This window comes from Amycolatopsis sp. cg5 (assembly GCF_041346955.1).
Lineage (GTDB): Bacteria > Actinomycetota > Actinomycetes > Mycobacteriales > Pseudonocardiaceae > Amycolatopsis.
Window position 1 is genome coordinate 928,602 of the sequence record NZ_CP166849.1, and the last position, 13,243, is coordinate 941,844.

Below are 13,243 nucleotides of genomic sequence, written 5' to 3' on the forward strand. Positions count from 1 at the left end.
GAATGGACATCCCGGTCGTCATCGGCCGGGACGACGCGCGCCGCGCGGCCCAGGAGGAGCTCACCGACCATCGCTACCAGGCGGCCAAGCCGTCCTGGTTCAGCGAGGCGATCCGCTGGGTGTCCGAACGGCTCGCCGAGCTGCTCGGCAACGTGGAGAGCGTCGTGCCCGGCGGCATTTTCGGCCTGGTGGCGATCGTCGTGCTCCTCGTCGTCGCCGTTGTGGCGATCCGCGTGCGCAGCGGCAAGATCCGGTGTGCCGCGAGCGGGGACCGGCTCGTCTTCGACGGCGGCCGTCCTCGCTCGGCGGCCGAGCACCGCAAATCCGCCGAGGAAGCGGCGGGCCGCGGCGACTTCGCGGACGCCGTGCGTGAGCGGTTCCGCGCGATCGTGCGTTCGCTCGAAGAACGCGCGCTGCTCGAGGAACGGTCCGGCCGCACCGCCGACGAAGCCGCCGCCGACGCGGGACGGCTGCTTCCCGACCTCGCCGCCGGGCTGTACCAGTGCGCGCGGCAGTTCGACGACGTCCACTACGGCGACCGAACGGCCACCGAAGCGGGCTATCGCGAGCTGACCGAGCTCGACCGGCGGATCCAGAAGGCCAAACCGGTCGCCATGGCGGCCGGATGAGCACCTCTGTCTCGCCGGACGCGCGCGGCATCTGGCTGAAGGCACGTTGGCCGCTGGCGTTCATCGCGCTTTTGCTCGTCGCGGGCGCGGCGCTGACGCTCGCGGGCGGGCAGCCGAACCGGGACTTCCTCGACCCGGCGTCCTATCAGCCCAGAGGGTCGCACGCGCTGGCCAAGCTGCTCGAAGACCGCGGCGTGGAGATCGAAACGGTCCACACCGCGAACGACGCGGACGCTTTGCTCGACGGCGAATCGACGTTGTTCGTCATCGTGCCCGAGATGGTCGACCCCGACCGCCTCAGCGCGCTCGCCGGCCGTGCCGGTGACGTCGTCCTGCTCTCGCCGGAGCGAGATGTCACCCGCGTCGCGCCGTCGGTCGAGGTGGACGGGCCCAGCGAGGTCGACGTCCACCAGCCCGGCTGCCAGCTCGAGGCGGCCGTCGCCGCCGGGTCCGCGCGAGTGGGCGGGATCCGCTATCGGGCGAACGGCTCGGGCGTGACCCTGTGCTACCAGAGCTCTCTCGTGCAGGTCAGTAGCGAGCGCGGCACGATGACGATCATCGGCTCCGCCGCGCCGATCACGAACGAACGGCTCGCCGAAGAAGGCAACGCGGCGCTCATGACGCGTCTGCTCGGGACGCGTTCGAAGCTCGTTTGGTACATCCCGTCGCCGTCGGACATCGACGGCGCGGCGAAGAAGACGTTCGCCGAGCTGGTGCCGGACGGCTGGAAGTTCGCCGCGCTCGAACTCGGCTTCGCCGCCGTGCTGCTCGCGCTGTGGCGCGCGCGGCGGCTGGGCCCGGTGGTCACCGAGCCGCTGCCGATCGTGGTCCGCGCGGCCGAGACGACCGAAGGCCGCGCCCGGCTCTACCGCCGGTCCGGCGCGGCCGACCACGCCGCGGAAACACTGCGTGAAGCGAGCCGCGCGCGGCTCAAACCGCTGCTCGGACTGCCGGTCGACGCCGAGGCGGCCGCTGTCGTGGCGTCCGCCGCGCAGCGCACCGGCCGCCCGGAGACCGACATCGGCGCGGCGCTCTACGGCACGCCGGTCACCGACGACCAGACACTGGTCCGGCTGGCCGACGCGCTCGACGAACTCGAACGGAAAGTGGGGGAGCAGTGACCAGCACCGAGGTATCGACCGCTCAGGCGCGTGAAGCGCTCATCGCGCTGAAGGGCGAGGTCGGCAGCGCCGTCGTCGGCAACGACGCGGCGGTGACCGGCCTGATCCTGGCGCTGCTGTGCCGGGGCCACGTGCTCGTCGAAGGCGTGCCGGGCGTCGGGAAGACGCTGCTCGTGCGCGCGCTCTCGGCCGCGCTGAGCCTGGAGACCAAACGCATCCAGTTCACGCCCGATCTGATGCCGGGTGACGTCACCGGCTCGATCGTCTACGACGCGCACAGCGGCGAGTTCTCGTTCCGCGAAGGCCCGGTGTTCACGAACCTGCTGCTCGCCGACGAGATCAACCGGACGCCACCGAAGACGCAGTCGGCGCTGCTGGAGGCGATGGAGGAGCGGCAGGTCTCGCTGGACGGCCGGTCGCGGCCGCTGCCGGACCCGTTCATCGTGATCGCGACGCAGAACCCGGTCGAGTACGAAGGCACTTATTCGCTGCCGGAGGCCCAGCTCGACCGGTTCCTTCTCAAGCTGACGATGCCCGCGCCGTCGCGTGAAGACGAGTTCGGCATCCTCGTCCGGCACGCGCAGGGCTTCGATCCGCGCGACCTCGGTGCGGCCGGGATCAAGCCGGTCGCCGGGCCGGAGCACCTCGCCGCCGCGCGGCACGCGGTCGGCGCGGTGACCGTCCGGCCCGAGGTGATCGGCTACATCGTCGACATCTGCCGCGCGACGCGGTCGACGCCGTCCATCCGCATCGGCGTCTCACCGCGTGGCGCGACCGCGCTGCTGGCGGCGACCAGGGCGTGGGCGTGGCTCGCCGGTCGTGACTACGCGACGCCCGACGACGTCAAGGCGCTGGCCAGGCCGGCGCTGCGGCACCGGCTGGACCTGCGCCCGGAGGCCGAGCTCGAAGGCGCCACGGCCGACGGCGTGCTGGACCGCGTGCTCGCGTCCGTGCCCGTCCCGCGCTGATGGCGCTCACCGGGCGACTCGGGCTGCTGGCGGCGCTGGGTGCGCTGGTGGTCGGTTTCGTGCTGCCGTCCTGGCTGGGTGTCGGTGCCGTTTTGGGCGTGCTGGCACTCGGTGTGGCCCTCGATCTCGCGTTGGCGGGCAGTGTCCGCGAGTTGCGGTTCGTTCGGTCGGGCGCGTCATCGGTCCGGCTCGGTGAGACGACCGAAGTGACGCTTACGGTCGCCAACGCGGGCCGGTCGGTCCGCGGCACACTGCGCGACGCGTGGCCGCCGAGCGCCGGCGCGCACGAAGACCGGCACGTGGTCGAGCTGCCGCCCGGCGAACGCCGCCGGTTCGTCACCCGGCTCACCCCGACGCGACGCGGCGACCGGCCCGCGCATCAGGTCACCGTGCGCTCGCTCGGCCCGCTCGGCCTCGCCGCGCGCCAGGGCTCGCACACGGTGCCCTGGTCCGTGCGCGTGCTGCCGCCGTTCCACAGCCGCAAGCACCTGCCGTCTCGCCTGGCGCGCCTGCAGCAGCTCGACGGCCGCAACGCGATGCTCATCCGCGGACAGGGCACCGAGTTCGACTCGCTGCGCGAATACGTGATCGGCGACGACGTGCGGTCCATCGACTGGCGCGCCACCGCGCGCGCGTCGGACGTGATGGTCCGGACCTGGCGGCCCGAACGTGACCGCCACGTCGTGCTCGTGCTCGACACCGGCCGCGTGTCGGCGGGCCGCGTCGGCGACGCGCCCCGGCTCGACGCGGCGATGGACGCGGCGCTGCTGCTGGCCGTGCTGGCATCGAAGGCGGGCGACCGGGTCGACCTGCTCTGCTACGACCGGCAGGTGCGCGCGGCCGTGACCGGCTCATCGGCGGGCGAGCTGCTGCCGTCGCTGGTCAACGCGATGGCGCCGATCGAGCCGTCGCTGGTCGAGACGGACTCGCGCGGAATGGTCGCCGAGGTGCTGCGGCGGACCCGGCGCCGGTCGCTGGTCGTGCTGCTGACCGGGCTCGACGCGGCGCCGATGGAAGAGGGACTGCTGCCGGTCCTGACCTCGCTGACGTCACGCCACCAGGTGGTCATCGCGTCGGTCGCGGATCCGCGCGTCGCCGAGATGGCACGCGCGCGCGGCGACGCGGAAGCCGTCTACGACGCCGCCGCCGCGGAGAAGACGCTCGCCGAGCGACGCCAGGTGACCGCTCGCCTCGGCCGCCATGACGTCCAGGTCGTCGACGCGACGCCGGAGGACCTGCCGCCCGCGCTCGCGGACCGGTACTTGGCGCTGAAGGCGGCCGGGAAGCTTTAACCCGGGAAGCTTTAACACCATGGGGTGGGGCCGCTGGTGCGATCGTTGCCCTGCTGCAATGTTCAACAAGGTGAATGTTGCCAAGTTCAACAAGGTGACCATGGCACTGGCAGCCTGCGTCGCGCTGCTCAGCCCCGCGACGGCCTCGGCCCAGCCCGCAGGGGCGCCGCTGTACCTCGCGGACGGCGGCGGTGCCGTCTCGCTCGCCGACGTCGACGGCAAACCGGTGCTCGCGGACGCCAAAGACACCAAAGCGCAATGGACGTACGCGAAGGACCTGCTCCAGTTCAAGAACGTGGCGAGCGGGAAGTGCCTCGCGGCGGTCAGCCCGGTCGACGGCATCGGCGTCACCATGGCCGATTGCGCCGACAAGGACCGCTACCAGCAGTGGAAGCGCCAGGCGGGCGCGCCGGGACTGGTCGTGCTCGGCAACGTCGCGACCGCGCGCTGCCTGACCGCGGACGGCGTCACCGCCGGTTCGCGGCTCTACCAGGAGGTCTGCTCGCTCACGGGCATCGCGAACACGTGGGCGGCGGGCGGCCGCACGCTCGCGATCATCTCCGGCAACGACCAGCGGCTCGGCGCGGCCCAGCCCGTCGGCGTGCCGTTCGTCGTCAAGGTGATCGGCGAGAACGGGCAGCCGGCGGCGGGCATCCCGGTCAACTTCTACGTCCGGTCCGCGCGTGCGAAGAACTACCTCGCCTTCGAAGGCGGCGGCGAGACCGCGACGGCCACCAGCGGCGCCGACGGCATGGCGGGCAGCCCGAAGATCAAGCTCGCCGAGCCAGGCGAGTTCGAGATCCGGTTCACCGGAAGCGCGAGCCTCGACGACAGCAACACGATCGTCTTCGAAGGCACCTGTCTCTGCTGAGTCGACTTCCCGGACTCACGAATCGCGAATACGTGTCAGCCGGTTTCGGGCAACGCGTCACCCGCGTCGCGCGCGTCGACGTCACCCGTCTCGCCATCGCGCGCGGCACGGCGGCCCAGCACGAACACGTACACCAGGAACAGCACCTCGACCACGACGCCGATCCCGATCCGGGCCCACGTCGGCAGCCCGGACGGGGTCACGAATCCCTCGATCGCGCCCGACACGAGCAGCACGCACGCGAGCCCGAGCGCCATCACGACCACCGACCGGCCCTGCTCGGCCAGCGCCGCCGCCCGCGACCGCCTGCCGGGGCTGATCACCGTCCAGCCCAGCTTCAGCCCGGTGCCCGCGGCCACGAACACCGCGGTCAGTTCGAGCAGCCCGTGCGGCATGAGCAGGCCGAGGAAGAAGTCGCCGCGGCCTGCCGAATACATCAGTCCGAGCCCGACGGCGAGCGACTGCACGTTCGACCACAGCGCGCCGATCACCGGAAGGCCGAACACCACCCCGAAGAACAGGCACACGGCCGCCACCCACGCGTTGTTCGTCCACACGTGGAACGCGAACGACGCGGCCGGCCCAGTCGAATAGTAGGTCTCGTACTGGCCGCCGGGTTCGGTCATCTCCTTGATGAGTTCGGGCGGCGCGATCGCCGTGCGCACCGCGGGGTCGTTCGCGATCCACGCGGCGAGCACAGTCGTGAGCGCCAGCGACAGCACGGCCGTCGGCACCCACCAGCGCCTGCTCAGATACACCGTCGCCGGGAACCGCCGCGTGAAGAACAACCCGAACTCACGCCACGCGGGCGAACTCGTCCCGGTCACCGCCGACCGCGCGCGGGCGACGATCCCGGACAGCTGGGAGACCAGCGCCGGGTCCGGCGCGACGGAACGGATGATCGACAGATGCGTGGCGGCGCGCTGGTAGAGCGTGACGAGCTCGTCGGCCTCGGCGCCGCGAAGCCGGTTCGCGCGGCGGCTCAGCTCGCTCAGCCGGTCCCAATCGGGCCGATGCGTCGCGACGAACACATCCACGTCCATGAACCGCTCCTCATCCCCCGGAATCCCCCAGACCCGCACCGGGCGCCTGCCCCGAATGTCGCTTTCGCGTGTCGCGAGCAACGTTCGTATTCGGTATCCACCCGGTCTCCGCACACCTTACTGTTGACCTCGTGAAAGAAGAGACGGATCTCGTCACGGGCGAGGCCGTGGTGCTGGACCTGCGCGTCGCCAGACTCGCCAGCCGGGGCGCCGCGATGCTCCTCGACGTGCTGCTCCAGGCCGTGACGCTGCTGATCGTGCTGCTCGTGCTGGTGATGACGTCGGCAGGCGACGAGTCGCTGCTCAGCGCGGTGATGCTCGTCTCGACCGTGCTCGTGCTCGTCGGCTACCCGGTCCTGTTCGAGACACTCACGCGCGGCAAGACACTCGGCAAGATGGCGCTCGGCCTGCGGGTCGTCCGCGCCGACGGCGGCGCGATCCGGTTCCGCCAGGCGCTCACCCGCGGCCTCTGCGGCGCGCTGGTCGACTTCTGGATGCTCGGGTTCTTCGGCGTGGTCGCGATCCTCGTCTCGGCCTTCTCCCGCGACGGAAAACGCATCGGCGACTACCTGGCGGGCACCGTCGTGATCCGCGAACGTGTGCCGGACGCGGCCGCCGCCACACCCGTCTACATGCCACCGCAATTGGCCCAATGGGCGTCCCAGCTCGACTTGTCCGGCCTGCCGAACGACTTGGCGCTGTCGATGCGCCAGTACCTCGCCCGCTATCACGATCTGCGCGCCGAAGCCGCGCACGCGCTCGGCTGGAGCCTCGCGCAGCAGGTCGGCGCCCGCATCGGCGCCGGATTGCCGCAGGGCGTCCCCGTCTGGGCCTATTTGAGTGCGATCCTCGCCGAACGCCGCCGCCGCGAACTCGCCCGCACGGGATACGCCCCCGAGCCGTTGGCGTCAGCGTTGGCCACGCCGTTCCCCGCCCCGGTCTCGCCGCCGGCGCCTTCACCCGCCGAGCACCCCATGGCCTCGTCGTATGTGACCGAGCAGCCGCCGGCCGTGCGGCAGCCGACCGAGCAGTCCGCCGGTGCTTCCGCCGAGGAGCCTCCGGTCGCGGAAAACCCGTTCGCGCCACCGAAGTGACGCGCTGCCCGCGCGTATCGCGAATCCGCGACACGCGCGGGCGTCACCTCACGACACGTCCCCCGACGGGGACGCCCAGGTGTTGCACTGCACGTTGCGGTTCTTCAGCGCGCCGGTCTGCCACCAGCCCGACGAATGCGCGTCACTGCCGTGGTCACGCGGACCCTTGCCGTGATCACCGCGCTGCTGGGTACGCCACGCGTCGTTGTACATCGTGCGGTTGACGTCGCCACCCCGGTCCACAGTGGAACCGAGGAACATCCCCGAGAAGCACTGCGCCTGCAGCTCGAGCCGCCGCGAATACTCCAGGCCCTCCGCCGAGTCGGCGCCCGCGTCGTACCGCTTCTCGTTCATCGCGGGCATGATCCCGGTGATCTGCTGGATGTGGTGCCCGTACTCGTGCGCGAACACCGCGAGGTAGACACCGGGCCGGTTGCCGAAGTCCTTCACCTGCAGACCCTCGTACGGCATGTACAGCGTCTGGTTGGTCGGGCAGTAGAACGCCGCCGCGGATCCCTGGCTGACGCCGCCGCACGGGCTGGACCACGAACTGCCGGACGGATACTTGATGTCCGGGTAGTTGAACGGCAGGTCCACGTAGGACAGTGCGTACTTCCACGACTCGGCCGTGCATTTCGCCGCGCTGTCGAAGAACGACTCCGCCGCGCTCGGGTTGTTCGCCCATCGGTTCAGCCCGCACCGGTTGTTCGGCAGCCCGCCGTCCGACTTGCTGAACAACGCGTTGTCGGCGAGCTTGCGCGGCGCCTTCGGTGCCGAAGACGCACTCGTCGTGGTGCTCGTGGACCGCGTGGTGCCCGTGCTGCCCGTCGACCGCGACGTCGTGGCCGACGTCGAAGTGCTGGTCGTGGTCGACGTGGTCCCACTCGAGGTGATCGTCGGGCGCGTGCTGTACCCGGCGTCGGCCACCTGGTGCCGTTTGCCGCCACCGGCCAGCGCGAACGTCGCGATCAGCCCGCCGACGACCACGAACACGCCCACCGCGAGGATCCCGACCACCATGCCGGTGTTCGACTTCTTCGCGTACGGCGCGTAGCCGGGCCCGAACCGGGGCCCGTACGCGGGCTGCCCGAACGGCGCCTGCATACCCGGGTTGAACGGGGCGGGCGGCGGCATCGGCGCGGCCATCGGCGGCGGCAACGGCTGCCCGCCCGTCTGCGGCCACGGCGGCGGTCCCATCGGCGGCCGCTGCGCGGGCGGCGGCCCCTGCGGAGGCATCGGAGGCATCGGGGGCATCGGGGGCATCGGCGGTTGCCCACCCGGCGGCCGTCCACCAGGCGGCGGCCCCGGCTGGTTCCCGCCGGGCGGCGGTCCCATCGGCGGGCGGCCAGGCGGCATCGGCCGCGCGCCGGGCGGCGGCAGCGGACGGGAACCGGGCGGGGGCAGTGGCCGCCCGCCCATCGGTCCCTGGCCCGGCCGGTGGCGTGGATCCGGCGGGCCCTGAGGCGGTTGGGTCATCGAGAGGGAACCCCCAGTGGTCTTGCTCCGTCAAAAGGCAGGTCTTCACCCAGTTGGCGGGTTTCGTCTTCTGGGCCGCCAGCATAAATGGATTGATCTAGGGTGTGTGGCTGTGTTGACGAAATGGGGGCCGGCCGCGGTATTGACCGCCGCCGCCGTGATGTTCCCGGCTCAGCCGGACTTCGATATCCCGCCGTCCGGCGGGCCTTCCGTGCCCGACCAGCCGGACATCACGATCCCGCGGCCGCCGAACGGCGTCGCCGGGCGTGTCGCGGAGTCCCAGCCGGACGGTCCGACCAGCGATCTCGAGCTCAAAGTCGGGCGTGACGGCAAGCTGACCGTAACCGACAAGGTGAAGATCCCCGGCGGCAAACAGCTCGTCCGGGTGATCCCGCTGCGCGTGCCCGCGACCGGTGACCAGGATCGCGTCTTCGGCATCCCCGAGATCAAGGCCGAGGGCCCGGCGACTGTCACCCAGGACCCGGACAAGGTCACCATCACCTATCCGGCGGGTGAGTCGACCGTTCGGTACACAGTGGACGGCGCGGTCGCGGACCTCGACGGCCAGCAGCAGCTGCGCTGGCAGCTCGCGAGCGGCTGGTCGGAGCCGGTCGCCAGGGTCACCGCCTCGGTCATCGCGCCCGTGCGCGAACTGTCACTCGTCAACTGCTTCGCCGGGCCGATCGGCTCCGAACAGCAGTGCACGCTCGCCGAGGTCGACCACACCGGCATCGTCCGGATCGAACACGACGACCTCAAGCAGGGCGAGCGGGTCGACCTGTCCGTCGGGCTGCCCGCGGGTTCCGTGCCCGCGAACGCGCGGTTCGAAGCGATCTCGGGCGCCGCGGGCGCGTTCGCGCTGACCACCGCGGTCGGCATCGGCTTCGGCCTGCTCGCGCTGCTGCTGATCTTGGGCGCGCTGCTCGTGTGGCGGCTGCGCAAACGGGACGCCGCCGCGCTGTCAGGCGGTTCGGGCCCGGTCGACGTGCTGCAGCGTGAAGGCGGGCACGTCAGTTTCGTCTCACCCGACGGCGTGCTGCCCGGCCAGGTCGGCACGGTCGTCGACGAGACGGTCGACGTGGTCGACATCAGCGCCACGGTCGTGGACCTCGCCGTGCGCAACTATCTGTGGATCGCCGAGGTGCCGACCGGTTCGGGCACCGTCGACTGGCAGCTCAGCCGCCGCAACCCCGCCGACGAGAACCTGCACGAGTTCGAGCGCGCGATCTTCGCAACGCTGCTGCCGGAAGGCACGGACAACGTGCTGCTGTCCGAGATCCGTTCGCGTGGCTCGCTGGACCTGCGCAAGGTCAGCGACGCGATGTACACCGACGTGGTGCGCAAGGGCTGGTTCGCGCGCCGTCCCGACAGCGGCAAGAGCCTGCTGACCTGGATCGGCGTCGGCGTGTTCGGCGCCGGGCTCGCCGCGACGGTCGCGCTGGCGTTCAGCATCGGGCACGCGCTGCTCGGTGTCGCGCTGGCGATCGCCGGGATCGCGCTCGTGCTCGGAGCCGGCTGGCTGCCGTCGCGGACCCCGCGTGGGCGCCTGCTCGTCAGCAACGTGCGCGGGCTGCTCGATTACCTGCACAACGTCAAGGTCGAGGACATCCCGGCCGCGGATCGCGAATTGGTGTTCTCGCGCTCGCTGCCGTTCGCGGTCGTGCTCGGCGACACCGAACGCTGGCTCGGGACGTTCGCCTCGCTCGATCCGTCCGCGGACGGATCCGCGGGCCTCTACTGGTTCGGCGGACTGGACCAAGAGCGCGATCTGCGTCGCTTCGCCGCGCATTTCCCGGCGTTCTTGACGGCTTTGGACGGCCTGCTGGCGGAATCGGGCCATTTGCGCTCGCTGCAGCCCGTCCCGGCGTGAGGGCCGCGCTCCTCGCGGCGATTTTCCTGCTGATACCGGCAGGTTCGGCATGGGCGGACGAGCCGCCGCTGCCGAACCTGCCGAACAGTGCGGAAATTCAGCTCAAGGTCGAACGCGACGGCACGCTTTCGGTCACCGAGGCCGTGTCGGTGCCGACGGGCACGACCATGGTCCGCAAGATCGGCCTGCGCGTGCCGGCCGCGCACAACCGTGATCGCGTATACGGAATCCGTGACGTCAGCCTCGAAGGCGCCGGGACGACCGAACAGACCGATGACGAGTTCACCGCGACGCTGCGCGGCGGCACCTCGGTACTCCGGTACAAAGTGGACGGTGCGGTCGACGACGAGAACGCCGTGCTGCACGTGAGCTGGCGCCTCGCCGGTGGCTGGGACACCAGGCTGGCACTGGTCCGCGCGTCGTTCGCGGCGCCCCAGATCGCGAAGGCGGTCAGCTGCTCGCTCGGTTCCGCGGATCGTCATTGCGGTGCCGCGCAGATCGACCACATCGGACTCACCCGGTTCAGCCAGCAGAACCTGGCCGCCGGCCTGCCGATGGACATCAGCGTCGAATTGCCGTCGGGCACGGTGCCCGCCAATGCCGAATTCGCGCCGTCGAAGACACTCGCGGGCGCGTTCGTGCTCACCACGCCCGTCGTGCTCGGCTGGATCCTGTTCGCGATCCTGGCGGTCATCGGCGGCGCGTGGCTGTGGCTCGCCCGTCGCCGCGACGCCGAGCCCGGTGATCCGCTGCCCGTCGAAGTCGTGTCCGGGGACGACGAGGACGCGGTGTTCACGTCCCCGGACGGTGTGCTGCCCGGCCACGTCGGCACCGTCCTGTCCGGACGCGCCGACGAGGTCGATCTCGCCGCGACCGTGCTCGACCTGGCAGTCCGCAACTATCTCTGGGTCGAGGAGAGCGAGGACGACGGCCTCACCGGCTGGCGGCTGACCCGGCGCAACCCGCCCGACGACGACCTCACCGACTTCGAACGTGCCGTGTTCGAACTCGTACTGCCCGGTGACACTCGCACTTTGGCGGAGCTCAGAACGGAGCGAGTGGGCATCGCGACGGTGCGAACGGTCCTGCGCGACGACGTCATCGGCCGTCGCTGGCTGCGGCGCCGGAACGCGTTGCCCAGGCGCGGCCTCCGCGTCGCCTGCTACGGCTTGTTCCTGACGGCCGTGCTCGCGTTCACGATCGGCTACGCGCAGGTCGGCGTGGCCGTCGCCGTCGCCGGCGTGCTCACCGCCTTCGCCGCGCGGTTCGTCCCGTCGCGCACGGATCGGGGCAGGCAGCTGCGCCGTCGCCTGCTCGGGCTGCGGGACCAGCTGCACGCCACGCGCGCGAAAGGCGTCCCCAAACTGGCCCGTGACCTGGTGTTCTCGCGCGCGCTACCGTACGCGCTGACGCTCGGTGAAGTCGACGATTGGGTGAACGCGTTCAAGGCTTTGAAGTCGCCGCCGAAGCCGTACTGGTACGGCGGAGTGGGGTCACTGCGGCGGGTGAGTGAATTCACCGCCGCGCTCGTGGGAACGTTCGCCGGGTCGCGCCGGGGGCGTCGCCTCGAAGGCTGAGAAACCCGTAGGGTGAGGCCATGGCGGTTCCTGAACTCACTAGGTTCACCCTCGACAACGGCTTGCGCGTGGTGCTGGCGCCCGACGACACCGCTCCGGTCGTCGCGGTCAGCGTCCACTACGACGTGGGCTTCCGGTCCGAACCGGAAGGGCGAACCGGTTTCGCGCACCTGTTCGAGCATTTGATGTTCCAGGGCAGCGAAAGCCTCGAAAAACTCGCGCACTTCCGTCACGTGCAGTCCAGCGGTGGCTCCTTCAACGGCTCCACGCACCCGGACTACACCGACTACTACGAGGTGCTGCCCGCGGCGGCGCTCGAGCGCGCGCTGTTCCTCGAAGCGGACCGCATGCGCGCGCCGAAGCTGACGCAGGAGAACCTGGCCAACCAGATCGACGTGGTCAAGGAGGAGATCCGCCTCAACGTGCTGAACCGGCCGTACGGCGGATTCCCGTGGATCCTGCTCCCGCCGGTGCTGTACTCGACGTTCCCCAACGCGCACAACGGATACGGCGGGTTCGAGGACCTCGAGCAGGCCACACTGGACGATTGCGCCGCGTTCTTCGACACCTACTACGCGCCGTCCAACGCGGTGCTCACGGTCGCGGGCGACTTCACCGCCGACCGCGCGCGCGAGCTCATCGAGAAGCACTTCGGCGACGTGCAGTTCCGTCCGCGCCCCGAGCGGCCCTCGTTCTTCGAGCCGCACCCCGTCGGTGAGCTCCGCGGCGAGCACACCGACCCGCACGCCCCGCTGCCCGCGCTCGGCGTCGGCTACCGCATGCCGGACCCGATCAACGACCTCGACGGCTACCTCGCGAACCTCGTGCTCGCGGGCGTGCTGACCGACGGCGACGGCTCACGGCTGCAGCAGCGCCTGGTCCACCGCGAGCCGCTGGTCGTCGACCTCAACGCGGGTGCCGGCCTGTTCGGCCCGTTCGAAGCGCGTGACCCCGACACGTTCACCGTCACCGCGATCCACCCGCCGGACGTCTCCACCGAGCGCGTGCTCGGCGCGCTGGACGAGGAGCTGGAGAAGCTCGCCTCCACGCCGCCGGAAGCCCAGGAACTCACCAGGGTGACCGCGCGCTGGGCCGCCGGGCTGCACCAGGAGCACGACCAGCTGCTCTCGCGCACGCTCGGTTTCGGCTCGTTCGAACTGCTCTATTCCGACGCCGCGCTGGTGTCGACGCTGGCCGACCGGATGGCCGCGATCACCGCGGAGGACGTCTCGGCCGCGGCCAAGGCGTTGCGCCCCGACTCGCGCGCGGTACTGGTGGTCAAGCCCGAGGGAGGCAAGTGAT

General features: G+C 70.9%; 11 protein-coding genes. 9 read left to right on the top strand and 2 right to left on the bottom strand.

What is annotated here, in order from left to right:
- The first annotated feature begins 2 nt into the window (after nt 1-2).
- The 5 genes from AB5J62_RS04690 to AB5J62_RS04710 are packed head-to-tail and all read left to right on the top strand — an operon-like array spanning nt 3 to nt 4,881.
- Nucleotides 3-629 carry a DUF4129 domain-containing protein gene (locus AB5J62_RS04690; RefSeq protein WP_370946874.1) on the top strand — a complete coding sequence of 209 codons (627 nt, stop codon included), beginning with the start codon at nt 3-5 and terminating at the stop codon, nt 627-629.
- Nucleotides 626-1,750 carry a DUF4350 domain-containing protein gene (locus AB5J62_RS04695; RefSeq protein WP_370946875.1) on the top strand — a complete coding sequence of 375 codons (1,125 nt, stop codon included), beginning with the start codon at nt 626-628 and terminating at the stop codon, nt 1,748-1,750. Before AB5J62_RS04690 ends, AB5J62_RS04695 begins: the two co-directional genes overlap by 4 nt.
- Entirely contained in the window at nt 1,747-2,718 is a 972-nt protein-coding gene (locus tag AB5J62_RS04700) for an AAA family ATPase (protein WP_370946876.1), read from the top strand. Before AB5J62_RS04695 ends, AB5J62_RS04700 begins: the two co-directional genes overlap by 4 nt.
- On the top strand, nt 2,718-4,010 hold the full coding sequence (locus AB5J62_RS04705) for a DUF58 domain-containing protein (RefSeq protein ID WP_370946877.1): 1,293 nt from the start codon (nt 2,718-2,720) through the stop codon (nt 4,008-4,010). Before AB5J62_RS04700 ends, AB5J62_RS04705 begins: the two co-directional genes overlap by 1 nt.
- 58 nt (nt 4,011-4,068) lie before the next feature.
- Nucleotides 4,069-4,881, top strand: coding sequence for an RICIN domain-containing protein (locus tag AB5J62_RS04710; RefSeq protein ID WP_370946878.1), 813 nt, complete (start codon nt 4,069-4,071; stop codon nt 4,879-4,881).
- A gap of 35 nt (nt 4,882-4,916) precedes the next feature.
- On the opposite strand, the gene AB5J62_RS04715 is transcribed toward AB5J62_RS04710, so the two are convergent.
- Nucleotides 4,917-5,924: a stage II sporulation protein M gene (locus AB5J62_RS04715; RefSeq protein ID WP_370946879.1), complete on the bottom strand. Its 1,008-nt coding sequence runs from the start codon at nt 5,922-5,924 to the stop codon at nt 4,917-4,919.
- A gap of 131 nt (nt 5,925-6,055) precedes the next feature.
- Here AB5J62_RS04715 and AB5J62_RS04720 point away from each other — a divergent pair, with 131 nt between their 5' ends.
- Complete coding sequence (locus tag AB5J62_RS04720; protein WP_370946880.1) at nt 6,056-7,018, top strand: RDD family protein; 963 nt, start codon at nt 6,056-6,058, stop codon at nt 7,016-7,018.
- Between the two features lie 48 nt (nt 7,019-7,066).
- Here AB5J62_RS04720 and AB5J62_RS04725 read toward each other — a convergent pair whose 3' ends face one another.
- Nucleotides 7,067-8,254, bottom strand: coding sequence for a neutral zinc metallopeptidase (locus AB5J62_RS04725; RefSeq protein WP_370946881.1), 1,188 nt, complete (start codon nt 8,252-8,254; stop codon nt 7,067-7,069).
- Nucleotides 8,255-8,606: 352 nt separating this feature from the next.
- Between AB5J62_RS04725 and AB5J62_RS04730 the strand changes: the two genes are divergently transcribed.
- The 3 genes from AB5J62_RS04730 to AB5J62_RS04740 are packed head-to-tail and all read left to right on the top strand — an operon-like array spanning nt 8,607 to nt 13,242.
- The gene (locus AB5J62_RS04730; protein WP_370946882.1) at nt 8,607-10,364 is read left to right on the top strand and encodes a DUF2207 domain-containing protein; all 1,758 of its coding nucleotides are present in this window, start codon (nt 8,607-8,609) and stop codon (nt 10,362-10,364) included.
- Nucleotides 10,361-11,941 carry a DUF2207 domain-containing protein gene (locus tag AB5J62_RS04735; RefSeq protein ID WP_370946883.1) on the top strand — a complete coding sequence of 527 codons (1,581 nt, stop codon included), beginning with the start codon at nt 10,361-10,363 and terminating at the stop codon, nt 11,939-11,941. Before AB5J62_RS04730 ends, AB5J62_RS04735 begins: the two co-directional genes overlap by 4 nt.
- Nucleotides 11,942-11,961: 20 nt before the next feature.
- Nucleotides 11,962-13,242 carry a M16 family metallopeptidase gene (locus AB5J62_RS04740; protein ID WP_370946884.1) on the top strand — a complete coding sequence of 427 codons (1,281 nt, stop codon included), beginning with the start codon at nt 11,962-11,964 and terminating at the stop codon, nt 13,240-13,242.
- Nucleotide 13,243 lies beyond the last annotated feature (1 nt).